The 26,994-nt window shown below is 34.7% G+C and carries 32 protein-coding genes; 4 read left to right on the top strand and 28 right to left on the bottom strand.

Annotation, left to right across the window (positions count from 1 at the left end):
- Window positions 1-16 precede the first annotated feature (16 nt).
- The 14 genes from CHAB381_RS01520 to CHAB381_RS01455 form a co-directional block, all read right to left on the bottom strand.
- Entirely contained in the window at window positions 17-745 is a 729-nt protein-coding gene (locus CHAB381_RS01520; protein ID WP_012108195.1) for a DUF5131 family protein, read from the bottom strand.
- On the bottom strand, window positions 723-2,549 hold the full coding sequence (gene mrdA / locus CHAB381_RS01515; RefSeq protein WP_012108194.1) for a penicillin-binding protein 2: 1,827 nt from the start codon (window positions 2,547-2,549) through the stop codon (window positions 723-725). Before mrdA ends, CHAB381_RS01520 begins: the two co-directional genes overlap by 23 nt.
- Window positions 2,546-3,034 (bottom strand): hypothetical protein, encoded by a 489-nt coding sequence (locus CHAB381_RS01510; protein WP_012108193.1) that lies wholly within the window; start codon window positions 3,032-3,034, stop codon window positions 2,546-2,548. Before CHAB381_RS01510 ends, mrdA begins: the two co-directional genes overlap by 4 nt.
- Window positions 3,001-3,459 (bottom strand): N-acetyltransferase, encoded by a 459-nt coding sequence (locus tag CHAB381_RS01505; RefSeq protein ID WP_012108192.1) that lies wholly within the window; start codon window positions 3,457-3,459, stop codon window positions 3,001-3,003. The genes CHAB381_RS01510 and CHAB381_RS01505 overlap by 34 nt, the downstream gene beginning before the upstream one ends.
- Window positions 3,453-4,085: a ribosome biogenesis GTP-binding protein YihA/YsxC gene (gene yihA, locus CHAB381_RS01500; RefSeq protein WP_012108191.1), complete on the bottom strand. Its 633-nt coding sequence runs from the start codon at window positions 4,083-4,085 to the stop codon at window positions 3,453-3,455. The genes CHAB381_RS01505 and yihA overlap by 7 nt, the downstream gene beginning before the upstream one ends.
- Window positions 4,082-4,555 (bottom strand): lipopolysaccharide transport periplasmic protein LptA, encoded by a 474-nt coding sequence (lptA, locus tag CHAB381_RS01495; protein ID WP_012108190.1) that lies wholly within the window; start codon window positions 4,553-4,555, stop codon window positions 4,082-4,084. The genes yihA and lptA overlap by 4 nt, the downstream gene beginning before the upstream one ends.
- Window positions 4,537-5,049 carry an LPS export ABC transporter periplasmic protein LptC gene (lptC, locus tag CHAB381_RS01490; protein WP_012108189.1) on the bottom strand — a complete coding sequence of 171 codons (513 nt, stop codon included), beginning with the start codon at window positions 5,047-5,049 and terminating at the stop codon, window positions 4,537-4,539. The genes lptA and lptC overlap by 19 nt, the downstream gene beginning before the upstream one ends.
- Window positions 5,040-5,528, bottom strand: a complete 489-nt coding sequence (locus CHAB381_RS01485; RefSeq protein ID WP_012108188.1) for a KdsC family phosphatase — start codon at window positions 5,526-5,528, stop codon at window positions 5,040-5,042. The genes lptC and CHAB381_RS01485 overlap by 10 nt, the downstream gene beginning before the upstream one ends.
- Window positions 5,525-6,097 carry an imidazoleglycerol-phosphate dehydratase HisB gene (hisB, locus tag CHAB381_RS01480; protein ID WP_012108187.1) on the bottom strand — a complete coding sequence of 191 codons (573 nt, stop codon included), beginning with the start codon at window positions 6,095-6,097 and terminating at the stop codon, window positions 5,525-5,527. Before hisB ends, CHAB381_RS01485 begins: the two co-directional genes overlap by 4 nt.
- A 1-nt stretch (window position 6,098) precedes the next feature.
- Complete coding sequence (locus CHAB381_RS01475; protein WP_041570564.1) at window positions 6,099-6,800, bottom strand: septal ring lytic transglycosylase RlpA family protein; 702 nt, start codon at window positions 6,798-6,800, stop codon at window positions 6,099-6,101.
- Window positions 6,801-6,855: 55 nt separating this feature from the next.
- A complete protein-coding gene (locus CHAB381_RS01470) occupies window positions 6,856-7,821 on the bottom strand; it encodes a lytic transglycosylase domain-containing protein (RefSeq protein ID WP_012108185.1) in 966 nt (321 codons plus the stop codon).
- A gap of 9 nt (window positions 7,822-7,830) precedes the next feature.
- A complete protein-coding gene (locus CHAB381_RS01465; RefSeq protein ID WP_012108184.1) occupies window positions 7,831-8,601 on the bottom strand; it encodes a TatD family hydrolase in 771 nt (256 codons plus the stop codon).
- A gap of 84 nt (window positions 8,602-8,685) precedes the next feature.
- Window positions 8,686-10,206, bottom strand: coding sequence for a DNA repair protein RecN (locus CHAB381_RS01460; RefSeq protein ID WP_012108183.1), 1,521 nt, complete (start codon window positions 10,204-10,206; stop codon window positions 8,686-8,688).
- A 4-nt stretch (window positions 10,207-10,210) separates the two neighbouring features.
- Window positions 10,211-11,074 carry an NAD(+) kinase gene (locus CHAB381_RS01455; protein WP_041570446.1) on the bottom strand — a complete coding sequence of 288 codons (864 nt, stop codon included), beginning with the start codon at window positions 11,072-11,074 and terminating at the stop codon, window positions 10,211-10,213.
- A 214-nt stretch (window positions 11,075-11,288) separates the two neighbouring features.
- Between CHAB381_RS01455 and aspS the strand changes: the two genes are divergently transcribed.
- The 4 genes from aspS (at window position 11,289) to CHAB381_RS08675 (ending at window position 14,977) form a co-directional block, all read left to right on the top strand.
- Entirely contained in the window at window positions 11,289-13,043 is a 1,755-nt protein-coding gene (aspS, locus tag CHAB381_RS01450) for an aspartate--tRNA ligase (RefSeq protein ID WP_012108181.1), read from the top strand.
- Window positions 13,040-13,618 (top strand): adenylate kinase, encoded by a 579-nt coding sequence (locus CHAB381_RS01445; protein ID WP_012108180.1) that lies wholly within the window; start codon window positions 13,040-13,042, stop codon window positions 13,616-13,618. Before aspS ends, CHAB381_RS01445 begins: the two co-directional genes overlap by 4 nt.
- 234 nt (window positions 13,619-13,852) lie before the next feature.
- Window positions 13,853-14,371 carry an inorganic diphosphatase gene (gene ppa / locus CHAB381_RS01440; protein WP_012108179.1) on the top strand — a complete coding sequence of 173 codons (519 nt, stop codon included), beginning with the start codon at window positions 13,853-13,855 and terminating at the stop codon, window positions 14,369-14,371.
- Between the two features lie 429 nt (window positions 14,372-14,800).
- Window positions 14,801-14,977: a hypothetical protein gene (locus tag CHAB381_RS08675; protein WP_012108177.1), complete on the top strand. Its 177-nt coding sequence runs from the start codon at window positions 14,801-14,803 to the stop codon at window positions 14,975-14,977.
- Between the two features lie 272 nt (window positions 14,978-15,249).
- Here the strand turns inward: CHAB381_RS08675 and CHAB381_RS01435 are convergent, their stop codons facing one another.
- The 14 genes from CHAB381_RS01435 to CHAB381_RS01375 all read right to left on the bottom strand — a co-directional run bounded on the left by CHAB381_RS01435 (window position 15,250) and on the right by CHAB381_RS01375 (window position 26,993).
- Window positions 15,250-16,149 carry a Y-family DNA polymerase gene (locus CHAB381_RS01435; RefSeq protein ID WP_012108176.1) on the bottom strand — a complete coding sequence of 300 codons (900 nt, stop codon included), beginning with the start codon at window positions 16,147-16,149 and terminating at the stop codon, window positions 15,250-15,252.
- Window positions 16,150-16,270: 121 nt separating this feature from the next.
- On the bottom strand, window positions 16,271-16,648 hold the full coding sequence (locus CHAB381_RS01430) for a hypothetical protein (protein WP_012108175.1): 378 nt from the start codon (window positions 16,646-16,648) through the stop codon (window positions 16,271-16,273).
- 2 nt (window positions 16,649-16,650) lie between these two features.
- Entirely contained in the window at window positions 16,651-16,962 is a 312-nt protein-coding gene (locus tag CHAB381_RS01425; RefSeq protein WP_012108173.1) for a hypothetical protein, read from the bottom strand.
- Between the two features lie 10 nt (window positions 16,963-16,972).
- Window positions 16,973-17,200, bottom strand: coding sequence for a hypothetical protein (locus tag CHAB381_RS01420; protein WP_012108172.1), 228 nt, complete (start codon window positions 17,198-17,200; stop codon window positions 16,973-16,975).
- Window positions 17,201-17,211: 11 nt separating this feature from the next.
- Complete coding sequence (locus CHAB381_RS01415) at window positions 17,212-19,266, bottom strand: phage tail protein (RefSeq protein ID WP_012108171.1); 2,055 nt, start codon at window positions 19,264-19,266, stop codon at window positions 17,212-17,214.
- 1 nt (window position 19,267) lies between these two features.
- On the bottom strand, window positions 19,268-20,023 hold the full coding sequence (locus CHAB381_RS01410) for a phage BR0599 family protein (protein ID WP_012108170.1): 756 nt from the start codon (window positions 20,021-20,023) through the stop codon (window positions 19,268-19,270).
- Window positions 20,016-20,588 (bottom strand): hypothetical protein, encoded by a 573-nt coding sequence (locus CHAB381_RS01405; RefSeq protein WP_012108169.1) that lies wholly within the window; start codon window positions 20,586-20,588, stop codon window positions 20,016-20,018. The genes CHAB381_RS01410 and CHAB381_RS01405 overlap by 8 nt, the downstream gene beginning before the upstream one ends.
- Complete coding sequence (locus tag CHAB381_RS01400) at window positions 20,585-21,631, bottom strand: hypothetical protein (protein ID WP_012108168.1); 1,047 nt, start codon at window positions 21,629-21,631, stop codon at window positions 20,585-20,587. Before CHAB381_RS01400 ends, CHAB381_RS01405 begins: the two co-directional genes overlap by 4 nt.
- Window positions 21,624-22,601, bottom strand: coding sequence for a hypothetical protein (locus CHAB381_RS01395; RefSeq protein WP_012108167.1), 978 nt, complete (start codon window positions 22,599-22,601; stop codon window positions 21,624-21,626). The genes CHAB381_RS01400 and CHAB381_RS01395 overlap by 8 nt, the downstream gene beginning before the upstream one ends.
- Window positions 22,601-23,749, bottom strand: coding sequence for a hypothetical protein (locus tag CHAB381_RS01390; RefSeq protein WP_012108166.1), 1,149 nt, complete (start codon window positions 23,747-23,749; stop codon window positions 22,601-22,603). The genes CHAB381_RS01395 and CHAB381_RS01390 overlap by 1 nt, the downstream gene beginning before the upstream one ends.
- Before the next feature lie 2 nt (window positions 23,750-23,751).
- Window positions 23,752-24,621 (bottom strand): hypothetical protein, encoded by an 870-nt coding sequence (locus tag CHAB381_RS01385; RefSeq protein ID WP_223429403.1) that lies wholly within the window; start codon window positions 24,619-24,621, stop codon window positions 23,752-23,754.
- Window positions 24,599-26,191 carry a tape measure protein gene (locus tag CHAB381_RS01380; RefSeq protein WP_012108164.1) on the bottom strand — a complete coding sequence of 531 codons (1,593 nt, stop codon included), beginning with the start codon at window positions 26,189-26,191 and terminating at the stop codon, window positions 24,599-24,601. Before CHAB381_RS01380 ends, CHAB381_RS01385 begins: the two co-directional genes overlap by 23 nt.
- Window positions 26,188-26,361, bottom strand: coding sequence for a hypothetical protein (locus CHAB381_RS08670; protein WP_012108163.1), 174 nt, complete (start codon window positions 26,359-26,361; stop codon window positions 26,188-26,190). The genes CHAB381_RS01380 and CHAB381_RS08670 overlap by 4 nt, the downstream gene beginning before the upstream one ends.
- Before the next feature lie 131 nt (window positions 26,362-26,492).
- Window positions 26,493-26,993: a hypothetical protein gene (locus CHAB381_RS01375; RefSeq protein ID WP_012108162.1), complete on the bottom strand. Its 501-nt coding sequence runs from the start codon at window positions 26,991-26,993 to the stop codon at window positions 26,493-26,495.
- Between the last annotated feature and the right edge of the window lies 1 nt (window position 26,994).

Here is a 26,994-nt window from a genome sequence, read left to right as displayed (position 1 = left end):
TTTTTTACCGATACGGTTATAAATCATCAATCAAAGCTTTTTTGGCTTGTTCCCGCTGAAAAATTTTAGGAATTTTATAAATTTTCCCGTCTTTTTCAAAAATTTTACCTGTTTGATGAAAATGAAATTTTACGCCGTTTTCTCTGCAATCCTTTGCGATATCCAAAACCCATTTATATCTGCAAATTCTTGCGTTTTTTCCGCTTTCGCCGCCTACACTGACAAGAGAGATTTTTTCATTCAGATATTTTTTCAAATTTATACTTTCCAGAAGCGGAGCGCATATGATATAACGCCTTTTTATCGGAGCATTTAAAAAAATCGGCAATCTTTCATCGGCCATTTTCTGATTTTCCACGCTACATCCTACAATAACGTTTTCATAACCATCGCCCCAATCTTTAGGCAAAATATCACAAAAACGCTCTATTCTTTTTGTAAAAAACATAAAATCACAATCTTTTCTTGTTTTTATCATATCAAATACTTCGCCTCTAAAACAATCAGCCTCGGAAATCAGAAAATCACTGCTGAAACATAAATATATAAAAGAATTACTGGGAATTTTATACTCATTATTGCGATTTTTGGCTAACGGTAAATAAAAACTTTTTGTTTTGTAAATTTTGGCACTTTCTCTTTGAAAAATTTCATCCATCGCATAAATATAGCAGTTTCTGCACCCTTCGCTTTTCTTTATGCAACCATGCCATGGATTATAATTAACTTCGTTTTTTGCCTGCATTTTTTCTGTTTTCTTTCGGCTGTTGCGGCGGAAGCGTAATATAGCCCGTTTCAAGAAGTTTATTGTAAATTTCTCTTACGATAGGTCCATTTTTACCACCGCCACCTCCATGCTCCACCAGCACTGTTACTACATATTGCGGATCTTCGTAAGGCCCGAAACTTGTCATCCAGCTGTGAGATCTTTGCAAATATTCCATATCCGCTTCTTTTATACGTGACATTGCGGTTTGTGAAATTCCTACAACTTGAGCGGTTCCCGTTTTTGCGGCTATTTTAAACGGTATGCCCTGTAAAACTCTGTAAGCTGTGCCGATAGGCGAATTAGCCACTTCAAACATACCTTCTCTTACGATTTCAAGCTGATTTTTTTCGGTAGGTGTTAAAATTTCAGCAGCCTCGAAGGGAACGTTTATATCGTTTATCTCTTTTAAAAAATGCGGCGTAAGCTCTTTTCCGGTAGCAATCAACGCCGTATTTTTAGCTACTTGCATTGGGGTTGTAAGCACATATCCCTGACCGATTGAAGCATTTACCGTTTCTCCCAAATACCATTGTTGATTATATTTTTGCATTTTCCACTCTTTATTTGGAATTGTTCCTATAAACTCGTTCGGTAAATCTACTCCGGTTTTTCGTCCGAAACCGACTTTCGTAAGATATTCGCTCATAAAATCGATTCCGACTTCCAAACTTCCATCATAAAAATAAATATCACAACTATCTCTGATTGCGGTAAGCAAAGTCTCGTTTCCATGTCCGCCCGCTTTCCAGCAACGAAATTTACGCCCGCCAAGCTCAATGGCACCTGAGCAGTAAAACTTTGTCTCGGGAGTAATTTTGCCACTATTTAAAAATGACATTCCGACGGCCATTTTCATTACGGATCCTGGCGGATATAAACCATTTACAAGTTTATTTGTAAATGGCGCATTTACACCGTTTATAAGTTCGTCCCATTCACTTGCGCTGATACCGTTTACAAAACTGTTTAATGAAAATTCCGGATAACTTCCTGCGGCTAAAATTGCGCCGTCTTTCAAATCCATTATGATTACAGCGCCTGCTTTGTCTTTAAAAAGGTCTCTTAAAAACTCTTCAAGTTCCAAATCGATGGTAAGTTTTATATCGCTACTTTCAGGCTTTTTTGACGCAATTTCGGCAATAGTTTTATTTAAAGCGGTAACCTTGCTTTTTACTTCTCCGGCATTTCCTTGCAAAATTTCGTTATAAAAGCTTTCCACGCCACTTCTACCGATATATCCCGTTAATTTTGTAATAGGCTCGTCTTCGATATCTTTAGTGTTTGCGCGTCCTACATAGCCTATTATATGAGATGCCAAATCGTCATTAGGATAAAATCTTATTGAAGTCGGCTTTATAGAAATATTTTCTCTTAAATTTAAAACGGCAAAATTTTTGATTGTTTCGTTGTAATCCAAAAAATCTATAACATCTATAAAATCGTGATTATAAGCCGAATTATCCTTTTTATAATTTTTAGAAATTTTGGTTGCATTCTGATCTGCAAAAAGTGAAACGATAAAATTTATCTCCTCATCAAGCTCGGAATTTTTTAAATGCGGCGCAAGAGCAAGTGAAAAACCAAGCCTGTTTATAGCTAACGGACGATTTTTCAAATCCTTGATTTGACCGCGCACCGGGGTAATAAACTCGGTTTTTATAGCATTTTTTTTAGCCAAAATTTCAAAATGTTCGTTTGATTGTACTGAAAGAATGTATATTCTACCTATCAGGAAAACAAAAAAAATAAATACAAAAAACGCTACCAATTTTACTCTCATACCAGTTTTCCTCTAAACAAAAATACTGCCAAAGAGCTTTCAATAACTATATAAATTGCGTATTCGTAGCCAAATTTAAGCGTTTCTTCTTCAAGCAAAAAATTAAGCGCATTTGTGATTAAAAACGGCGATACATAACCGAAAATCACAGCTAAAATAAGAATAAAATTTCTTATTTTAATAATTTTGAGTAAAATTTTAAAAATAAGAAAATAAAAAATCATAAATGATATAGCAATAGAAAATAGCGCAAATCCGTGTATCTGTTCGGCAAAAAAAAGAAAAAAAATCACAAAATAATAACTGCTATCAAGCTTTTGAAATTTTTTGTCTTTTCTGAAAAATATAGTAAGCATCAGAGCGAAAAATAACCCGATAAGCGGGGGAAATAACTGATATAAGGCGCTTGTAGTCTCATAAATAAGCAAAAATATCGCAAATGCGAAATTTGCTACAATGTAAAGATTACCGCGACTTCGTTGCATGTAGGAAAATGCTTGCATTTAATACAATCCGCCCAAATTTTTTGTGCCGGCAGAGACTCTTTTGAAATTTCATTAAAACCGAGATTTAAAAAGAAATTTTTACGGTAAGTAAGAGCAAAAATTTGTGAAATTTCATAAAATTCGGCTTCTTTAATCAATTTTTTTACAATTTCAGAGCCTATTTTTTGACCGCGAAAATATTTTGAAACTATTAAAGAGCGTACTTCAGCAAGATTTTTCGTATAAATATGAAGTGCTGAATATCCGACAAGTTCACCGTCTAAAAACGCAAGAGTGTAAGAACGGATATTTGTAGCGATTTCATCATCGCTTCTAGGCAGAATTACACCTTTTTCTACATCTTCGCGCACCAAATTTTGCATTTTAGATATATCTTTTAATTTCGCTTTTACAAGCTCTAACAACTTTCTCCTCCAAGTGCCGTTTTAACTATCATCTCGCGCGCATTTAAAATTTGTTTCTCATTTTTTATACTCATAAATTTTGCCGAAGGATCATGTTTTAAAACAGCCGCTTTTTCTTTTTGATTTAATTTATCACTTTTTGTGTAAAATTTTATCAAAGCCTGATCAGGGCGCAAAAACGAACGAATATAACTGTCGGCGTTTTCATCAATTTCCAAATCAAACTGCCTGCTGTCGATAAGATGCACAAAAAGCTTTATGCCAGTTCTGTTTTTTATAAACTCATCAAGATTTTTTTGCCAAATAAAGTGCATTTTTTTAGAAACTTTTGCATACCCGAAACCCGGTAAATCAACAAAAATAAGTGAAAAATTTTGAGCTGAATTTTCGCCGTTTTTACTTAAAATTTCATCTTTAAAATTTACTTCAAAGAAATTTATAAGTTGCGTTTTCCCGGGAATTGCACTGCTTTTTGCAAGATTTTTTTGATTTACGATGGCATTTATAAAGCTGCTTTTTCCTACATTCGATCTTCCCAAAAACGCAATTTCACTTTTTGCAAAATCATTTATTTGAGAAATTTCACTCGCCGAAATTAAAAATTCGGCACCGCAAATTTTAATCATTTCTTTTCTTTGTCTTCAATTTCAAATATAAGTTTTATCGGCTTTTTGCTTATACTTTTTACTTCATATGTGGTTTTTGCCCGATCTACAATGATTTTATCACCAAAAACCTCTTTTTTAGTCTCTTTTTCGTGCAGATAGGCATTTTTTTCAAGCGTATAAATTTCTTTTTCCGGCTCATACGTTAAAATTTCGCCCTTGCCGTCATAATGTTTATCTTTTAAAATTGCATTAAAACTTGTATTTCCTGTAGCGACATATTTTATGGGATTTTTTTCTTTATCAAAATAAATCGTCAGCTTATCGGCTTTTAAAGTGTCATAATCACCTTTTTTTAAAACTACATTGCCCGTTAAAATGCTTATCAGTTTATTTTCATCAGCAAAAAAATTATCGGCCGTTACATTAACGGTGTCGGCATTTACAAATACTGAAAACAAAAAAAATAAAATTATTTTTCTTGAAAACATCCATGAACCCCTTTGGAAAAAGTTTGCTTTTTATTTAAATCGTATTTTAAACTTTTACCGGTAATTTTATCACCGTTTTGAAGCATTATAAATGGCACATTACTTTTTGCTATCTTCGTTTTTGTATTATATATCGCTTCTTCGCTTAAAAAATTTAAATTATTACTATTCGTGTAATTTACATCTTTTTTAAAAATTATATCATCACCTTTGCTTATAGCGATTTTTGAGCTTAATGTGTGATTGATGTCGTCTATATATATAGCTTTAAAATTTTCAAATTCATCGCTGTTTTTATAACTTACTCCGTTTGTAGAGGTGAATTTGCCGTTTATTTTATCTCCGACTTCATAATCTACGACGTTTTTAAATTCAGTAGCCGGACTTGTTATGCCGCTTTTTATAAAATCATCTGAAAATGGGCTTTGTAAACTCAAAAATACCATTGCTACTGCAAAAATTGCAACCGCAACATAAAAAATTTTTATAACCAATTTTTATTCCACTCATCGCGCAAATTTTCACGATCCACCAAAATCTCTATCATCTCGCGCACAGCGCCGTTTCCGCCATTTTTAGAAAGAGTTATATCGGCTTTTACGGATGAGAGCGCATCGGCAGGTTTGAAACTGATTTTAACAACATTTAAGAGTTTCATATCATTTAAATCATCACCTATTGCAGCGGCATTTGAAAAATCCAAATTTTCAAGTTCTAAAATTTCACGCGCTTTTTGAAATTTATCTTTTACACCTTGAAAAAAATATGGAATTTTAAGCTCTTTAGCTCTGTTTTCAACAATCTTGGAGCTTTTGCCGGTTATGATTGCTATTTTTTTTCCAATACGAAGCCATTCTTGAATCCCAAATCCGTCTTTTACATCAAATTTCTTAAACTCATCACCGGAGTTTGTTTTATAAATACCGCCATCAGTAAGGCTTCCATCGACATCAAGAAAAATTATTTCTATCATAAAATTCCTTTTGTGCTTGGAATTTCGGCACGTTCATTCTTACTTAAAGCTCTTCTAAGAGCAACGGCAAAGGATTTAAAAGCGGCTTCTGATAAATGGTGCAAATTTTGTCCGCGAAGCTTTATTAAATGAAGAGTAATTCCCGCATTAAACGCCACCGCTCTAAAAAACTCTTCCAAAAGTTCAATATCAAACTCGCCTACTTTGCCCACTTTAGGTCCTTCAAAAACCAAAAACGCTCTATTTGACAAATCAAGCGCGCAAGAAAACGCCGCTTCATCCATCACAACTACGCTATCGCCAAATCGCTCGATTTTTTTAATCGGGTAAATCGCTTCTCTTAAAGCGCTTCCAAGAACAATACCGCAATCTTCAACACTGTGATGAAAATCAACGTTTAAATCGCCTTTGCAAATCAGTTTTAAATCAATCAAAGAGTGCTTTGTAAAGCTTTCCAGCATATGGTCAAAAAAACCTATTCCTGTATCAATTTCAGCATTTCCGCTACCGCAAATTTCAAGTTCAACCGAAATTTCAGTCTCTTTTGTTTTTCTGTATTTTTTTATCATTTTATTCCCTTACGATAAAAGCACCTCTAAACGGTCCGCCATGAGCAAAATCCCTGGCTTCGCTTTCACTTTTAAATCCGTGTAAAAATACGCGGTAAATAGGCTCTCCGTCAAGATCGAATACTTTTATAATTGTACCGTATCCCGATGTATTATTATACTCGTTTTTATAGCGCTTAGCTCCATTTACATTTCTAAATGCTCCGATTTGAACCATAAATTGTCCGCCAATTACTGTAGAACCTGCACTTCCTTTTGCGATTTGTCGTCCGCTAAATCCTACTACTTCCAGTTTTACAGGTGCAGTACCTCTTGCAAAAACGCCAAGTCTTTGAGCCGCTTTTTTTGAAAGATCTATAATTCTACCATTTACAAAAGGACCGCGGTCGTTAATTCTAACAACATCGCTGTCGCCGGTATTTAAATTGGTGACTCTAACCATTGTGTTCATAGGATATGTTTTATGAGCTGCCGTCATCGCATACATATTGTATTGTTCACCGTTTGATGTATTTTTACCATGAAAATTCGGTCCATACCAGCTGGCAGTTCCTCTTTGTGTATCACCTACGCTTACTTTTTCAGGATAATATGTTTTTCCGTTAACTGTATACGGGCGCATAGTAGCGGGAGTTGATTTTTTTGGTGTGCCATAAGTTCCTGCATGCGGAATTCTTGAACTACAACCGTAAAACAAAATCATAAAAACGAAAGAAAAAAACAAAAACCTCTTTTGCAATTTTATCTCCAAATTTTAATTATTCAAGCCTTGAGGTTTGAATTTTACTCTCTTCTTGTAAAAAATTAGAAATTTTAAAATTTAATTTTGCTTTATTATCTTCTTTTATCGCTTCAACTCCGCCGTTTGCAATGTATGTTTCATAATTTTCAGTCGGTATATAAAAATGGTAATTTCCGTTTTTCGGTGCAGCAACACCTCTTATATGCACATTTATATCTTTCATTGCACTAATCGGAATATTGGCTTTTTTGGCTATATTTGCCAACTTTTCACCGCCATTTACAGGAATTTTGATTAATTTATTTTTATCGCCGTCTTTATCTAAAATTTTAATCATTGAACTGTTTTTGGCGATATATGAGTATTTTATAATTTTTTTCACAAAATTTTTAGTCTCATTCGGCAAAGCATTTGAATTTAAAAGAGTATCGAAATCGTCGCTTCCTACACTTTTTATTGATTTACTTAAACATGCCTCGCCGCAATTATAAGCCATAGCCGCCAAATACCATTTACCAAAATAATCCTTAAGATAACTCATATATTCATAAGCAGCATCAGTAGAAACAATCGGGTCTCTTCTTTCGTCTATATGTCTATTTACGGTTAAACCGTATTTTTTTGCGGTGCTTGGCATAAATTGCCAAATTCCTCCGGCTCTTACTTGTGATGTAGCTTTATTTGAGAGTTGCGATTCAACCATTGCAAGATAAAGCATAAACTCGGGCGCATCCAAATCATCAAGTTTTTGTCTGATAACTTGTGTGTGATAAGATTTGTTTAAAACGATTTTTTTAAAAAGATTACGATCGCTTTTATCTATACTTTTGTATATTGATATAACCATTTTTTTGTTATCCTGGTTATTTTCAATATCAAAATCGCTTAAAATTTTATCATGATTTATGTAAGAGATGGTCGGGTTTGCAATCAAAAAGTTTGCAAAAAAGATGCTAAAAAATAAAATTTTTAAAATTTTCATTTCTCTCCTTTAAAATTTAAACAATCTCTGTGCGTTATCGCTTGTGATCTGTTCAATTTCGCGCTCAGGGATATTTAAAATTTCTGAGACCTTTTTTACTACAAATTTTGTGTAAGCAGGCTCGTTTCTTGTTCCTCTAAAAGGCTCAGGCGTAAGATACGGAGAATCCGTTTCTATTAAAATTTTATCCAATGGAATTTCTGGTAAAATTTTTACCAAATTTTTAGCATTTTTAAATGTCAAAACGCCGCCGATTCCAAAATAGAAACGATCTTTTAGAGTTAAAAGCAATTTACTTGCATTAAAGCAGTGTAAAACACCGCTCACCTCGGCTTTCTTTAAAATTTCAAAACTATCTTCATTCGCATCTCTTACATGCACGATAAGCGGTTTTTTAAGCTCATTAGCCAAATCTATTTGAGCTGAAAAAACCTCTTTTTGAAGCGCTTTATTAGCATTTTGTTCATCTTCCGTGTTAAAATCGTCTTTTAAACGAAAATAATCAAGCCCGCACTCACCGATTGCCACGCATTTCGGATCTTTAGCGAACTCGCGTAAAAAATTTAAATCGAAATTAGATATATCATAAGGATGGACGCCTGCTGCAAAAAATATATTTTCATGACTATGTGCGATTTTACAGGCTTTTTTAAGTTGTTTCGGATCTGCTCCAGGGATTATCGCTTTTTCTATACCATTTGAATGCATATGTGCTAAGACATCGTCAAAATCGTCGTCAAAAACGTCATCATCCAAATGCGTATGCGTATCAATTATCATAATTTCAGCTTCCTTAAAAATAAACTTAAAGATATTACTTAAAAAAAGATAATCAAAAACAAATGAAAAATTATAAAAATGTGACTAAACAAGTAATTTTTTGGCAAACTCAAGCGCTTCTTTTGTGATATTTTCACCGCTTATCATTCTTGCAAGTTCGGTTATTTTTTCATTCTCATTTAAAATTTTGACACTTGATTTACCGTCAATTTTGCTTACCAAAAAATGGCAATCTGCTTTCGAGCTGAGTTGTGGTTGGTGGGAAATTGCAAAAATTTGATAAAATTTTGAAATTTTAACAAGCACATCAGCTATGCTCATCGACTCTTTTCCACTTAAATTCGAATCAATTTCATCAAGTATTAAAATTCCTGCACCTTTATTTGTGATTTCAATATTTGTAGCTATAAAAGCCAAACGAAGACGATTTGTCTCGCCGGAACTGAAATTTTTAAAATCCGTCGCGCCCATTTTTACGGAAATTTCATCATTTCCGTTTTGTGAAATTTCACATTTTAAAAATTCAAGTGAAATTTCGTCCATATAAAGCTCTTTTAAATATTTGTTTATCAAATTTTGCAAATTTCGGGCATATTTTTTGCGCTTTTCGCTGATTTTTTGTAAAAAATTTGAAATTTCATTTTGTAGAATTTCAAATTTTTTCTCAAGCTCGGCTTTCTCAAAACTTATTTGCTCGTAATGCGCAAGCTCTTTTTTTCTTTTTTCCAAAATTTCAAGCGCTTCTTCAATACTTCCATAACGGCGATTCAGTGAGCTTAATGCTTCAATTCTATCTAAAATTTTTTCGATATCAAGTCCTTCAAGCTCTTCAAGATTCAAACTTTCCTTTTGCGCCCTTAATTCATTCATCGCATCTTCAAAAAAAGAGCTTTCAAGTCCGCTTATTCTAAGTGCTTCCGTAACCGAACTTTCAAATTCGAAAATTTGTCCGGCTCTTTCCCAAAGCTCATTTATTTTATCTTTTTTGCTTAGCTTTTTTTTGATTTGCATAAGCTCGTCAAATTCGCCTGCTTTTGGAGAAATTTGTGATATTTTATCAATTTCGAATTTTGCAAATTCTTTGAGTTCTTCTATTCTGTTTTCTTCATTTTCTATTTTTTCAAGCTCTTTTTTTACTTCTGTGAATTCTTTAAATTCAGCTCTGAAATCGGCTAAAATTTTATCAAATTCAGGCTCGCTTTTAGAAATCAGAAAATCAAGTAAAAATATTAAATTTTCACTACTTATCTCATCGGTATTTTTTGCACCGAGAAATTTTACGAAATTTTGCGTAAGTGTAAGTAAATTTTGGCGCGAAATCATTTGAGAATTTATAAAATATCTTGTGCTTTTGTCTTTCAAAACGCGAAAATTATTTGGATTTTCATTTAAAATTCCAAACTCATCCAAAGAAAATTTTGCTTTTATGTCGCCTTCTATCAGGCTTGCATCGCTTTGACTAAGTCCGAATAAAGCCAAAACAGCATTTATAAGCACCGATTTTCCGGCACCGCTGACTCCTGTAAAAACATTTAATCCGCGTGAAAATTTTAAATCCGTTTTTTCAAAACTGAGCGCATCTTTTATTAAAATTTTCTCTAACATTATTTTATTTTCCCCAACTTAATTTTTCTCTTAAAATACCGAAATAATCGTGATTTACGCGTCTAATCAAAGATGAGCGCGCTTTATTGACGCGTACGCCGATATTTTTAAACTCATTCATATTGAAAATATCCTGTCCGTCGACGATAGCGCTAACATCACTTTTTGTTTTAAAATTTACAAAATACTCTTTCGGCACGATTAGCGGGCGTTGTGTAAGACTGTGCGAGCAAATGGGCGTTATACAGAAAACATCACTTAAAGGATAAATTATCGGTCCGTTTGCGCTCATATTGTAAGCTGTGGATCCAACAGCGGAGCTTATTATCACACCGTCTCCAAAATATGTATTAAAATATTTGCGATTTAAATAGGCGTCTATTTTAGCCATACTTGCGATATTGTTTCTATTTAGCACAACATCGTTAAATGCAAGTTTTCGCACTATTTCACCGCTGTTTTTTTCAAACAGAACTTCAAGCATAAAAGGGCGCTCTATTTCATATTCACCACGCAGAAATTCATCTAAAAACTTTTCAAAATCATCAGGCAGAATATCCGTTAAAAATCCTAAAGTTCCTGCGTGAATACCGATTATAAAAGCATTTTGATTGGCAACTTTTCCGGCAATTGAAATTAATGTTCCGTCGCCTCCAAGACTGATTAAAATTTCAGTTTTTTTTAAAATTTCATTTAGGCCAAAACCTGCTTTTCCAAAAAAATCTGCCGAGTTTTTTTCTATTAAAATTTCAATATTTTTTGCTTTTAAAATTTTAGTTATTTTATCTATCAAAGCACCTATTTCAGCACTTTTTTTAGCTATTAATCCGATTGATTTCACATTCTCGTGAAGTTTAAAATTTTGCATTAAATTTTCCAAATACCGTATTTATTAAATTTTATATAATTTCATGCTGTTTTTTAATTAAAATTATCGTTTAAAATAACACTTGCAGTAACGCAAAAAGCCATATTTTATCCTTTAAATCGCTTGGCATTATAACAAAAAATTTAAAATTTTAAAACGCTCTAAGCAAAATTTAACTATAATGTAGTTTTTTAAATTTATATTAGGAGAAATTTTGCGAAGTAATTATTGCACAGAGCTTGATAGCGGCGATATAGGCAAGATAGTTGATGTTTGCGGCTGGGTCAATTCTTACAGAGATCACGGCGGAGTTATTTTCATCGATTTGCGAGATAGAAGCGGGCTTATTCAGCTTGTTTGCGATCCGAAACATAGTCAAGAAGCTTATACGATAGCCAATTCGGTAAGAGACGAATTTGTTTTGAGGGCTCATGGAAAAATTAGAGCAAGAGGCAAAGATTTAATAAATCCGAAACTCAAAACAGGTGAAATTGAAGTTGTGGTTGAAAATTTGATTGTAGAAAATCCGAGCAAGCCGCTTCCTTTTGTCATAGGTGACAAAAATGTAAGCGAAGAAACAAGACTGAAATACAGATTTTTGGATCTTAGAACAAATGAAAATTTCAATAAATTTTTTACTAGATCAAAAGCTGCGATTGCTGCAAGAAATGCGCTTGACAGACTTGGTTTTGTTGAAGTTGAAACTCCTATTTTAACGCGCGCTACGCCTGAAGGCGCAAGAGATTATTTGGTGCCTAGCAGAGTTTATAACGGTCAATTTTATGCGCTTCCTCAAAGTCCGCAACTTTTCAAACAACTTTTAATGTGTTCGTGCTTTGATAAATACTTTCAAATTGCAAGATGTTTTAGAGACGAAGATTTAAGGGCAGATCGCCAACCGGAATTTACTCAAATTGATATAGAAATGAGTTTTTGCGATCAAAAAGACGTTATGAAAGTAGGAGAAGCCGTATTAAAAGATATTTTTAAATCTTGCGGAAAAGATATAAAAACACCGTTTCGTGTAATGCAATATAAAGACGCGATGGAAAATTACGGAAGCGACAAACCTGATTTGCGCTTTGGCATGAAATTTATTGACGTTGCGGATATTTTTGAAAAATCAAGCAATGAAATTTTTGCAAATATCGCAAAAGACAAAAAGAAAAATCGCGTAAAAGCCATAAAAGTGGAAGGCGGAGATCTTAAATTCAGCAAACGTCAAATGCAAAGATTTGAAGAGTATGTTCGCAAATTCGGCGCTCAAGGACTCGCTTTCATACAAGTTAAAGAAGAAGGTTTAAAAGGACCTTTGGTAAAATTTTTCGAAAAAAGCGAAATAGATGAATTAGTAAAAAGGTGCGAATTAAAAGTCGGCGATGTCGTATTTTTCGGTGCGGGAAAGAAAAAAATCGTTCTTGATTATATGGGAAGATTTAGAATTTTCCTTGCAAATGAGCTGGAATTGATAAATCCTGATGCGCTTGAGTTTTTATGGGTTGTTGATTTTCCTATGTTTGAGCAAAACGAAGACGGCACATATTCCGCTATGCACCACCCTTTCACAATGCCGAACAATGTCGATGAACCGGATATCGAAGAAATCACTTCCATTGCTTATGATGTCGTTTTAAACGGTATCGAACTTGGCGGCGGAAGTATAAGAATTCACAAAGAAGACATTCAAGAAAAAGTCTTTAAATTACTGAAAATAGAGCCTGCAGAACAAAGAGAAAAATTCGGCTTCCTGCTTGATGCGTTAAGTTTCGGAGCGCCACCACACGGAGGCATTGCGATAGGTTTTGACAGACTTATGATGCTAGTTACCAGATCAAGCTCGATAAGAGATGTTATCGCATTTCCAAAAACTCAACGCGCCCAATGTTTACTTACAAAAGCTCCAAGCGGAATTTCAAACGAACAGCTTAGAGAACTTGGACTGAAAATAAACAAAAAGGAACAAAAATGAAAAATTTATTTTTAATTATAGGAGCTCCTGGTAGCGGTAAAACTACAGATGCCGGATGTATCGCGCAAATGAATCAAAGCGTGGCGCACTATTCAACCGGTGATCTATTAAGAGCCGAAGTCGCAAAAGACAGCGAACTTGGCAAAAAAATAGACAAAATCATTTCAGGCGGAAATTTAGTACCGCTTGAAATTGTTATAAACACGATAACATCTGCAATTCACGCTTGCGAAAAAGATTTTATCATAATTGACGGCTATCCAAGAAGCGTAGAACAAATGACCGAACTTGATAAAGTTTTAGCAAATGAATATGATATAAACTTAAGCGCTGTTATAGAAGTAAATGTAAGCGAAGAAGTCGCAAAAGAGCGCGTTTTAGGTCGTGCAAGAGGAGCTGATGACAACGAAGAAGTTTTTTATAACAGAATGAAAGTTTTCGTTGAACCGATTGAAGAAATTCGCAAATTTTACAACGAAAAAGGCATTTTTCATAGTATAAACGGTGAGCGAACGATAGAAGAAATAGTTACCGACATCAACGCAATCATAGTTAAAAAAATAGTTCAAGGATAATCTTTAACCTGGCTGCAATATAAAAATCAGTGTTGCAACCGCGATAAATAATTTAAAGGTGTTTTGCGAAATATAAAATTTCGCAAAACAAAATCAAATTTTACGTGAAATAATTATTAAAAAGTTTTTTAATAGACAAAATTTACGTAAATTTTAACGACGATATAAAATACAGCCGGAATATGGCTAAATTTTATAAATTAAAACATTCTTTAAAATATGAAAGGATAAAAAATGGATGTAAAAAAAATAAAATCAGGTGAAAATCCAAAAAAAGTTAATGCCGTAATTGAAATTCCTTACGGTTCAAATATCAAATATGAGCTTGACAAAGATAGCGGCGCTGTAGTAGTTGATCGCGTGCTATATTCTGCGATGTTTTATCCTGCGAATTACGGTTTTGTGCCGAGTACATTGGCAGCTGACGGCGATCCTGCTGATATACTTGTGCTAAATGAATATCCTCTCCAAGCAGGAAGTGTTATAGCATGCAGGCTTATCGGTGTTTTGGTTATGGAAGATGAAGCTGGAATGGACGAAAAACTTCTAGCTGTGCCTGTCAGCAAAATAGATCCAAGATACGACAACATAAAGTCAATTGATGATTTACCAAAAGCGACTCTGAATAAAATCAAAAATTTCTTTGAAACTTACAAAACACTTGAACCTGGAAAATGGGTAAAAGTAAAAGATTTCGCAGATGCGAAAAAAGCCGAAGAAATTCTGGAAAAAGCTATCAAAAACTATAAATAACAAAAATTTAAAGAGTGGAATTTTAATGAAATTTTTAAAATTCCACACAAAAATACAAAAATTTATTTTTAAAAATATTCAACTGTATTTTTAAAATTTAAAATTACAAACTTAAATATTTTGATTCAAAATCTTACACAAACTGAAATGTTTTTAATAAAAAAATTTATTGAAATTTCACCAAATTATTTATTATTCTCTTTGTAACTTTATTTTGTGCGACTTTTATAACTTAATCAATATTTTCGTTTTTTATATGCCGTATTGTTGAAATATTTTTTATTCGCATTGATTTTTTTATTTAAAAATCAGTTGAAATTTTAAAATAGATTAAATCAATTACATAATCGGCAGAAACATCAATAATTAAAGCCGAAATATCAAAAGAAACCGATACAAAACATAAAACTAGTAACATGGTCACTAAATTTGCAATCATACCGTAACTTTTTAATAAGTTTTAAAAAATTAAGCCACGCAGGCGATCCGATTTTGGTATATTGTCAAAATGAAACCTGCGCAAATAACGCTATAGTGATGCCGCCAATTCAGGATATCACGCCGACAGCAACAGATGTAACTGCTGCGCCGATAAAATATTTTTAACTATTTCAAAGATTTTATTAAATAAATTCTTTTTCAAGCGTTTTTTTATGAATATTCTGCAACGCTTTTACAAAGACAGGACGCGCTATGTTACGATCTTTCATCTGATATTTTATTATAAAAAAAGTTGCACGGCCATATATTTTAATATACAGTTATCTCTAAATTTAAAATCCTTGTTCTATTGGTTATTCTTCCGGATATATCTTTATAAATTAAAGCTTGGCGCAAAATATTTTTTTAAATGGAATTCTAAAAAATTACAGTATTTATCATTTTATCTCTTTTGCAAAAAGCAACGAATCGATTCCATATTTTTCACGAATTTTATGCACCGCTTTATCGATTTCAGTGTTGTTTTGTTTCATTTCGCTAAAAAGATTTTGTTCAGCTCTATTTGTAAATTCGCCAACACATACACTTATATAAATTATAGATTTGGTCTCAAACTTATCACACTTTATAAAAAGATCGTTCATAATTTCATGCAAAACATTTTCATAAAATTTATTTCTATAAGTTATTGATCCGCTTAAGGTAATTCGATCTGAATATCTTATTTTAAGTTCATAATTAGTTGGATTTTGTCCGAATTTATAAACATCGAAACAAATATATCTGCAAAGTATCAAAATTCGCCTTTTAATCTCATTTCTATCAAAAACGGCTTTAAAAGTTCTGCTGTGAGAAAAACTTTTTCTTTTTTTATTAATTTGAAGTAAATTATCGCCGGTTCCTGTAATGTTTTCGTAAAGTTTGATTCCATTTTTTCCGAATTTTTCAAAAATAAATTTTACCTTTTTTACATCTCCTAAAGTAAAAATTCCAAGCTTATTCAAACGCTTCAACATACTTTTTCCAACTCCAGGAAATTTAACGATATCTACATTTTTTAATGTGGAATCAAGTTCATCGCTATTTATCATTTTTATGCCGAACGGTTTTGCCAAATCGGTAGCAAGTTTTGCTATATATTTAGCATCGCTAATACCGATACTGACAGGAAGATTAAATATTTTTAAAATTTCATTTTGCAGAAATTCGGCAAATTTCAAATGTCCGTTTTTCACATTGATTCCGCTTAAATCCAAGAAAAATTCATCAATGCTGTATTGTTCGATATCAGGAGTAAAAGTATATAAAAATTTATAAAGTTTTGTAAATCCCCACAAAAATGAGAAAAAAATTCTCGCTTAAATGAGAAAAAATTCATTCAAATAATTCTCATTTTAATGAGAAAAATCTATTTTTTGCATCTGTTTAGAGCTAAATTAAACACACTTTAAAGCGATTTTAAAGCCTAAAACTATCACAAAAATAGCTGCTTTCTATAATCAAAAAATCATCCAATAGCTCAACCCGTTTGCTCTCTACAAATCTTATCAGTCCGCCATCATCAAATTGGAAATTATGTAGTTTATTAAAAATTTTGTTTTCTATATCATAAGCCCATTTAAAGGCACTTTCAGGCTCATCTATCATTTTGCCTATATAGATACTAAAATATATATCTTGCGCCCAGTGATCGAGTCCGTCATCAAGGCTATTTTGATTTGGCACAACCCTAAGAAGCGGGAAGCTATCCGGTTGCAGTTTTTCTATACCTATTTTTACGTCGCCGTATTCACTAATAAGCCCTTTAATGCGCTCTAAAAAATCATATACGCTCATTCTTACACCTCATAATACGGTATTTTTACAACTTTGCCACTGACTTCAGCCTTTATGTAGCCGGACGGATTTGCAGCGGGTAAAGGTGCAGCGGGTAAAACCGAGCCAAGCTTTAAAAGTCCTTTGACATCGATATTTTTAACGGTAAAATCCAAAGCGGCGTCACCATTTTTTGTAGCATATCTTGCGTCACTTTCGTTTTTATTGTAAAGCTCATTTTTTACATAAAGTTTCCCAAAATTATCATTTATGATAATTCGCCACGCCGTAGCGCCAAGCTCCATTGTTTCAAGTCCGTTTTCTAAAATTGCCATAATTTGCTCCTTATTTTTTTATTTCTTTGCTTCTTAAATCGCCAAACCATATAATATTGCCTTTAAGCTCGCAAGTGCCGAAAAGCTCAGGCACAACGCGGGAATTTGAGTTTGTGGGCATTGAAAACTCATCAAGCCCTTTTGCTTTTGCATTTTCCATTTCGGGCGGAACAGGCATTAAAAGATACACCGCAACCATAGCAACTGCCGTTATTACGGCAACTATCGCATAAAACATTTTTTTCTCCTTTAAATTGTAATTTCCACTTTTTCGCTTAAAATATTTGTTATATAAGCTGCGTTGTAAAATCTATAAGTTAAGCGCTCATTCGTTTCATACTCGAAATTATTGGCCTTTATGTGAAATTCTTTACCGTCTGAAATCTTAAGTAAAACTTCATTTTCCATTAAATTTTCATCAATTCCTGCCGGCACAACATCGCAGCTTCTAAAATTTGCGCCGTGTAATCTTACGCAATTCACCCACTTAAAATATGTTTTTCCGTTTTCTTTCCACGCTTTTAAATTGCTTATAGGATATGGCATTTTTGCTTTTCCACTATGAGAAAAATCAAGCTTTTTTGTTTCCGTGCTGTCTGCAAAGTTGCCTGCCTTGAAATAAATTGTCGTATTTGGCGAGATAATCGGTAAAACCTGTAAATCGTTGGCATCTTTTGGTGCAAACCAAACCTTAACGCCTTTTTGATGCGAAGTTATCTTTTTGCCGCTTAAGCCCCGTATTAAACACGACACTTCCCAAAGCCCGTTACCTAGACTTTTACGCGTTTTAAAGTTGATATACTCATCATTTATTAGGCAAGTCATTTTTAAACGTTGCCAGCCTGCCTCAGTGGCATTTACAGCCCAAAGCGGCGTGATTTCTTTAATTATAAATTTTGCCTCTCTTGCGACTTCGTTTGTGATTTGTAAAGGCTCGTTAAGCTCTGCTAAAGCCCAAGTTTTGTCGAGATTTACCGTTTTGCCGCTAAGTCCGTCGCTTGCGGTAAAATACTGCACCATTCCAGTTGGTGCGATTGCCATAGGAATTATTCCTTGTTCGCTTCCGTTTTCTATGGTAGCCTCTACTGCGCCAAAGTATTCAATAGCGCCGACTTTTAAATCAACCGGCTTATAAAGACTGTCTTGCACGGATGTTACGGTTAGATTTTTTAGGGCAAATACATCCTCTACGGCTTCAACTTCAATACTTGGCTCATCTTTTTCGCCGCCAAGATTTAAAATTCTGAGGCGCATATCCCTAACTCCCAGTTTTTCATTGCTGAAAAGCACGACATCCCCAACACACAAATCTTTAAAAAGCTCTGCGCTAACTTGCATTTTTACGCTGGCATATGGATAACTCATTTTTCTCATCGTTCTATTTAAGACGATTTTTGCGTTTCTTGCGTTTGAAACCGTCATAAACTCGCATTCATATGTCTTTTCATATCCAAGTGTATTTTTCGTGGCTGTGTTTATGGCACTTACGCTTGCCTCGATGTTTTGGACATTATCCGTGTATTTGATGATACATTTGCTGTATGTATCATCCCAACTCTTGCGCGTGAATTTGATGTTTGAACTGTTGCTTTCGTTAATTTTAAATAGATTATCAGGATTGTAATCGTCTCTTAAAATTTTTAAAGCAAGTTTTGAGTTTGATTTGTTGATGTAAAGCACTCCGTCAATCGTCCTTAAAATCTCTTTTATCCACTCTTTTGCTTCGTTGCTTCTACTCATTACAAAGCTTATTCCAAAGCCTTCCTTTTTAAGAGCTTTTGCCACTTTTTCAAAGCTAGAGCTATCTAAGAATTCCTCACTTAGCTTGATTTTAGCCGTCAAGATATACCAAAGCGCGTGAGCGGGATTTATATCTCCGTTTATGTTACTTAGGTTGTCCCCACTGTCCCAGCTTACGCCAAGTCTTGTGCGTCTTGCAATTATGCTGTATTCAGGGCAAGAACTTACATTGTCCCCTATAAAGCCGTTGATTACGAAATAAGACGTATTTTTGTAGCACATACTTGAGCCTGTCTGCTTTGCGATATACGGATCCGCTGCGCTTTGACTGCCGTCATAAAAATACACCGTGCTGTCTTTGTTGCCGCTTCCGTTACCTCCTCCCATTTGTTGCCCGGTTTTTGCTACAAAGCTTCCGCTACTTGTTAAATGCGGCTCTTTTACAACATCGCCTTTAAATTTAAACTTCACAAGTTCATCTATTTTTGTGGCGGTTGCCACAGCCATTCCCAAAAAATATGCGAAACCGATTACCTGATTTCCACCGCCGCTACTTTTACCCATCTTAATATCCTTGCGTTACGGGATTTTTACCGGGAACAAATGGAAAACCGCCGTAATTTATTTCATTGTTGAATTTATTTTTGCAGGTATTAAGAAGCTTATCGCACCCGGCATACACGTATAAAACTACATTTTTATTTAGTTTTTTAAGCGGAAACATTAAAAATATTGTATCGCCAGTATGCTGCATAATGTAGCTGTGCTGATTGTTAAAGCTTACATAGCCGCCTAAGAAGTAGCCATCAGGTTTTTCACCGATTTTTGCGCTTTTAATCTGCGTGAAATTTTCCAAAAACTCGCAGTCTTTGCCAAGAAGCGTAAGCGAATAATCTTTTTTGTTTAAAGCGCAGTTTCCATCGAAAAGCTCGAATCCACACTCGCGTGAGAATGTGCGTGTCGGGATTTTGCCTTTCATAAGTGCGCCAAGAGTGCTTAGCTTAATTGCGGCGCTGCCGTCTTTTGCGTCAAATTCCACGCTTGCAATTCTGCCGTAAAAAAGAAGTTTTTCCTCCGCGTCCATAACCTTTACATTTATGTTGGTGCTCGGATTAAAATCCTTATAAAGATTGATTGGCTCACAATCAAATCCGCAACTGATAGAAGCATCATCATTCAAACTGTCTTTTCCAAGCTCATTTAAAAAAATTGTTTCGCTTTTATAAATTTTGTCGCCTTTTTTAATATCGATTTGCGCGCTTGTATAAAAGTATCTGTCAAGCATAGCGCCAAACTCGAAAAGATAATAATTTTCACTCATAAAATACTTCCTTAAATTTCAGTGTCGTTGTATAGCCTACAGCTCCGTTTTTTGAGAGCGTAAAAGTGTCCGTGTCAAAGCGCACGTTTATTAGCTCCATTATCAAAGTATCCGCCGTAATATCAGTTTTAAACGTGTCTTTTAAAATCATCACCTCGCAATCTTTTTTCGTATCTTTTCTAATGTCAATTATCTGCGTAGAAAAGTTGTATTTTGGTAAAAAAATAAATCTGCTTTGATTATAGACCGCATATCCGCCGTTTGTGTTTTGTATATCTATGGCATCTATGGGTGCGCTTTGTTTATCAAGTGCTAAAAAATCCCTTTTATAGCTAGGTATAAAAAAGCTTTTAAGCATTGCCTGTTTGCTTAAAAAGTAGTTTTCAAGTTTGCGCGCTTCGCCTAAATTCCTTAAATAATATTTATGCGTTATCGTCCTTGCATTTGGCTTTGGGTCATATTTGGCAAGTTTTTCTTTGCCGTAAAGATTAAATCCCGCGTTTATCGTTATCTGCGGGCTTAAAAGCGGCGGAAAATATAAAATTTCCTTATTATCATATTTCATAAAATTTCCTTGAATTCAAGCTCGAATTTTAATGTTTCGGCGTTTTTAAAATCGTATGATATATTTTCTTTAGGCGTTACTTTTATTAACGGTAAAATATATTTTTTAGCATTAGCCTTTTTGCCTAGCGTTATTTCGTTTTTGTAAATGCTTGCGATTTTAGCGACTTCAAAATCTTTAAAATTATTATAGATAAGCACGTTTCCGCCCGTTTTAAATTCCTTATTTTCAAGTCCGCCCGTTTTGATTTTATCCGTCAATTCGCCTTTAGGATTTAAAATTTCGGTGCAACTAAACCACAAAGGAAGCATTATAAATTTGTGCATTCCAAAGCTGATTAAGGGCTCCACGCCGTTATTAATTTCTTTTGTGATTATGTTAAAACTCACAATTCTAACCGCGACGCTTCTTTTAGCTCGCCTGAACTCTTTGCCGTTTTGAGCGGTGAAGATATCGGTTTTAAGCTCTTTGCTTTCAGTGTATTCATAGTTTGGAAGGTAGCTAAAAACAACTGCACGCTCACCGTTTAAGTAGATAGAAATGATTTGTTTGTTACTGAAATTTAGGTTTATTATGCCGTCAATTAGCAAATCGCCTAATTGTTCGGCTCTTATGGTTATTATGCGGTATTGTCCGGGTTTAAAAACATCACCTGAATTTACGCCTAAAAGCTCTATTTCGCTCATTTCTCCCGTAAGACTTATGCCATCAAAGGTAATGTCATCCAAACTTGCATTTCTAAGGTAAAATCTAACTTCCTTTGCAGCGGTTATGTTTTTAAAATCATATGCTCTTTTTAAGTCGGTTTTTTTACCATCATCATCAAGCCATAAATAAAGCCACATAGCTTTATCGTGATATGGATAAAGCGGAGCTAAAGTTACGCTGCTATCAACCTTTTTTGGAATTATTCCGATTTGCGGCATTCCCGCGTTTTTGCCTGTCACTTTGCCGGGAGAAGCCTCATTATAAAGGCTGTTTGCGTTTTTATTGCCTCTTTTATAAGTGCTGTATCCAAAAAGATTTATAAAATTCCTATACAATTTTCACCGCCAATGAATAGTTGCTACTTGAAGGATTTACACCCGGATTTTGATGTGGGCGAAAAGTGAAAAACTTTTCATTTCCAAGATGTAAAATAGTTGCGTTTTCATAGATATTTGGATATTCATTAAAAACTCTCACACACTCCAAAGCTCCTGCATAAACCCAGTGATTTTCATTGTTTTTATAAAAGAAATTTGGTGTTATCAGCGTTTGAAGTCCGCTTAGAGAACTTTTTGCTTTTTTTGAATCCAAAAAATCATATACCGAAATAGCGCTTAATGCGTTGAAATCTTTGCGTGAGCTATCAATTTTCGGTTGCATTAAGTTTGTAAGCATTTTAATCTCTCTTAAATCTGTTTCATAATTGCCGTATCTTGTAGAATATGCGTATATGTTTTGCCATTTTCCGCCAAGTAAAAATGCGGTTTTTTGCCCGGATGCATCCTTGCTGAAAGGAATTTGCCCGTCACCTTTATAACTCTCTCCGTGCCCGTAATCATATGTATTTGTAGCAGCACTTGCATAACACACTCTGCCACCGTTAAATTCGTGAGATTTGGTTATGTATGAAAAGATTATTATAACCTGTTTGTGATTTGCAATATCAAGAGCTATTATCAAAGTTTTATCATCGGCAAACAGATATCCGCCGTTAAATTCAGCACCGTTTGTATTGGGTTGATTAAACTGAAAATAAGCTATTTCGTTGTTTCCTTCCTGTTCAGAGTAGCTTTTGCTTTCATCTATGCTAAAACAGGCATAGGCTCCCGCTCTTTGGCTTCTGCCATAGCTCGGGTCGCTGTGCCAAGCTTCAAAATTCAGCGTCAATGCTCCGCCTAAACTGTTTATTGCATAAAGTGTTTGTTCGCTTTTTTGGTATGTCTGCCAACCGTTTGAGTCAAGCAGGGCTTTTATTCGTAAAATCAGCTCAACCCTTGTATAAACATCTATCTTTTCATACTGCATTACTCATCCTTTTTAAAAGCGTAAGTGTCAAATTTATTAAAACCTATGTTATCTGCAACCACGATATAAGGGTTGTTTTCTATTGCTATTTCATCGCTGTAATTTATACCGTCCGCCATTATTAAGTTGTAAATTCCGTCAATTTCTCCGTAGATATTATAGGTGTCGCTTAAAATGATAGGTGCACTAAACATTTCTCCGTTTGGAGGGCTTACGATATCGCAGTTTGACGCGTCAAATGTAGAGCTGTTAAATGCTGTAGCGTTTATCTGCTTCCAAGCATTAGCGCAAAAAAGATATGGGTTTAAGATGTTGCAGCCTTTGTAGTTGTTCCATTTGGTGTTTTCGTAGCTTGATAATATTAAGTTGCAATCGGGGATTGCCCACTCACCGCCGTAAATGCGGATGCGCCCAAGGTAAATAATTTGCCTTACTTCATTTTTTTGCACGGCATCATCAGGGCGATAAATGCTTAAATTTAAAAGCATTCTGTTATTGTTAAAACTTATGTGGTAATTAAGCTCTTTGTCATCAGCTAAAATATAACCAAGCTTTGCGTTTAATTGTTTTTCTATGGGTAGAGTTTGGCTGTAACCGGTGCTTGAAGTTATGGCAATGTTTGAGCGTCCGTCAGGCTCTATAAAAGCGCTGAAATTTAAAATTACCTGATTATTATCGTCAGCGTTTGTGATTATTAAATCTTTTTGCAAAATGATGTTTGTCTCACAGCTAAAATTCAAATCAAAATTACTGAAGTTCGCGCTTCCTACGGCTTCAATCTGAATATACTTTTTAACTTTTATTTCATCGCTAAACTCCGTATTATCAGTAATTTCCGTGCCTATCAGCTCTCTTGATTGGTCAAATAATACGCCGTTTATCGTGATTTTTTCAATACCTTTAAAAGTTACTGAGTTTAAATTAACGGGGCGCGGAAAAATAACTGTTAAGTTGTTTGCGTTTTCGGTTTGATTTTGGCTTATTGCTCCACTTCCTTTTTCTACCGTGAAATGCGCTCCGCCGCGTGGTATGTTTGTGTATGGAATTTCTTTTTCGCCAAGCACTTGCCAACCTGCATTTACAGCGGTTTCTTTGATTTTATCCAAAAGCTTGAATATCCCATTTACACTGCCATTGCTGTATGCCATATCTATGCTCCTACTATGTTTTTTATTACTTTTCTGCCGCTTCTACTTTCCGCCCAAGTCTCAAACAAATGCGGATCTACGGTATTTACTATTGTTATTCCGCCGCCTTGTTCGGTTTGCGGTGCTGAGGCGCTGTCTTTTAATTGTTTGGTTTGTTCGCGATTTAATACATATTCGCCCTTTAAAAGCACTGCATTTACTTCATCGTTTTTCAAATTTCCGCCGCCTACCATACCGCCTGTGTGGAATTTTTGCGCTTTGATTTGTGCAACTTGAGCCATTCCCTGCGCTATTGCTAGAGCTGCAAGAGCCGCTCCAAGATACGGGTTTCCTGCACTTGCGTAAGCATTTGTAGCAGCCGTATAGGTATTTACGATAGCTTTACCGACCATCATTGCCTGATATGCACGAAGCGCAGCCTTATTTTCGCCGCCGCTTGCGTCGTAAAACATTTTTGCAAGTCCGCCCAGTGCGTCAAATCCCGCACTTGCATAACTTAGATTGGTCTGGATTGCAAGTCTGTCCATCTCCTGCTCTTTTGCAATATGATTTGCTTTGGTATCTTCCAGCAAAGCGTAGTGCTCCGTAATCCTTGCAAGTTCGGCATCGTGAAATTCATCAATTGCGGACAGCCTTGTCGCAAGCTCACCGCTGATTCCTGTATCATATCCCATAGCGCTGTTTAGCGTATCATAGTTGGTTTTTTGCTGCTCGCTTCCAAAATTTGCATCTGCAATCTGCTCGTTTGTGTAGTTGCCGCTACTTTGCATATCCATAGCATTTATTTTAGCTCTTACATTTCCGGCTTTTGCTTTTTCTCCGACTAATTCGTAGTAGCATTCCAAGTTTTCAAGCTGCTTTTTTAAGCTCATCATTTTTCCATTTTGTTTCTTCTTTTGCGAAATACTCCTGAATTTGGAGGTTATTAAGTCCTAGCTCTTTTAAGCGCAAGGTTTCTTTTTCTTTTTCTTTAAGGCGTTGATTTGTTAAATCACCTATAGCTTTGTAATATTCTATCTGTCTGTCAAGCTCTTTTTTTATGGCAAGCTCTTTTTCTCTTGCTATTTGTTCTGCGCTTTTTCCTTTGCCGGATGTATTTTGTTTGGGTGCTTTAACGGTATTTTTCCCTCTTTTGGTGTTTAATTCTATTTTTTCTATTTTTTGGGTTCTTAAATTTGCAATATCATCAAAATCTTTTTTTATGCTATCGGTGTATTTTTGTATGTTTTGAGCTCTTTTTTGGATTATTTCGTCTGTTTTTGCAGTAGCGGCGTTAAGTTTTTCCAGACTTTTCTCTATCCCTAAATCAACCCTCAAATCCACTCTATCAAACTTTTTTATTTCAGCTCCGAAAAAGCTTGCTATTTTATTGTATGCATCTTCAAAAAAAGCTATTACATCATTTATTTTATCACTTAGCCAACTTGTCATATTGTATAGCCCTTGTTTGCCTAAAAGCTCGACTCTTGCTACAACTTCGCCAAATCCGTTTATTATCAAATCAAAGCCGCTTATTACTCCCTCTCCTAAAAGAATTACTCCTGTTGCCATCATTTTCCAAGAGCTGAAAACATCTCTTCCAAACTCTATTATTTCGGTTTTGTTGCTGCTTATTGTATTGGAAATCTCCATTATGGAGTCGGAAACCGTGCTGCTTGCTCCCGTTGCTTTATCAAACTCGGAAATCAACTCCATAATGGAAGTTTTGACATTTGTTGTTGCTTGACCTACCGTTAGAGGCATTTTTTCAAACTCGCTTGAAACAGCTTCGCCTTGTGATTTTACGGCTTCTATCACGGTTTGGCTTGTTATTTTGCCTTCTTCTGCGACTTTCCTAATCTCCCCTATGGTTATTCCCATTCCATCGGCTATCATTTGTGCAAGGCGTGGGCTTTGCTCCAAGACTGAGTTTAGTTCATCGCCTCTTAGCGTTCCGCTTGCCAAACCTTGCCCCAATTGAACCAAAGCCGCGTTCGCTGAGTCGGCTGAAGCACCGCTTATTATCAAACTTTGACTGATTGTTCTTGTGACATCCGCAAGCTCTTGTTGTGAATAGCCAAGTTCTTTTACAGATGAGGCAAGGCGAAAATAAAGACCCGCCGTGCTCTCAAAGCTTTGTCTTGTGTCGCGAGAGATTTCAAAAAGAGCCTGAGTGGAAGCTATGAGTTCGTTTTGAGAATTTGAAACAAGACTTAATCGTCCCTCTAAATTTTTGAAGTTGTCTGCTATGTTTAAGGCATCCATAGCAGTTTTTATTGTTAGAAATCCGCCGACTAAAGATACAATAGTGCCTCTTATTTTATCAAAGCAGCCATCTAAATTTTTAAGTTTTTCGGAAGCTTTTGAGGTGCTGTTTGTCAAGCCTTTAAATTCAGAATTTAAGATGCTTATTTGCCCTGTTTTAGTATCGACATTTATTTTTATATTTAGATTTTTTGTCACTTCGCGCTTCCTTTTAAAACCTCTTTATTAAGGGCATTTAACATAGTTTTTAAAATCTCGTAATGCTCTTTTATTTCAAGTTCATACTCTTTTAAATACTCTTTAGCAAGGTCATAATTCAGATAAAAACTATCTTTAAACTCCAAAACCCTTAAAAAAGTATCAAACATAACTTTTTCCCAATCATCCTCTAAAAAAACAATTCCTCTTAGGTTAAAAAACTCTTTTTCGTCTGCATTTTTAGGTGTTGGCGGTAACTCTTTATTTTTATAGCTTTGTGCTATAAAATCACAAAGCCTGGTTACTTTTTTTCCTGCTCTTTTGCAATTTCTTTACTCAAAATATCCCAAAAATAGCTATTTTTAATGCCTTTTTGTTTTAATGCATTTAAGAGCTTCTCTTTATCAATTCCGCTTATAAGCATTTCGTTTTTGATATTCAATGCGTTTTCAAATTTCGTATCTATTTCTGTAAAATCAGGCAACTTAAGCTTGTTAATTTCTAAATTCAGCTCTTTGTTTTTCTTTATAAGAGTTTTATTTTCCAAAAACAGAGAAAATTTATCTTTTATGGATTGTTTAGACAGCTCTTTATTTATTTCAATCATCTCTGTGTTCTCTTTTATTTGCCTGTTTAGGTTCGCTCTTTTATTTTCGTTTTCACTAAGGCTATTTAAAAGCTCTTTGCTTTCTTTTACGCTTAATTCAAGCTCTTTTTTCTCCTTTAAATTAGGTTCTCTAACTTCTATGTGAAAAACTTCATCATCGATATTCAGTTCAATGTTATATTTTGTTCTTATCATT

Origin of the sequence: Campylobacter hominis ATCC BAA-381, assembly GCF_000017585.1 — a bacterium.
Taxonomy (GTDB): Bacteria; Campylobacterota; Campylobacteria; order Campylobacterales; family Campylobacteraceae; genus Campylobacter_B; species Campylobacter_B hominis.
Note: the sequence above shows the minus strand (reverse complement) of the source record. Positions and strands in the feature narration are given on the sequence as shown.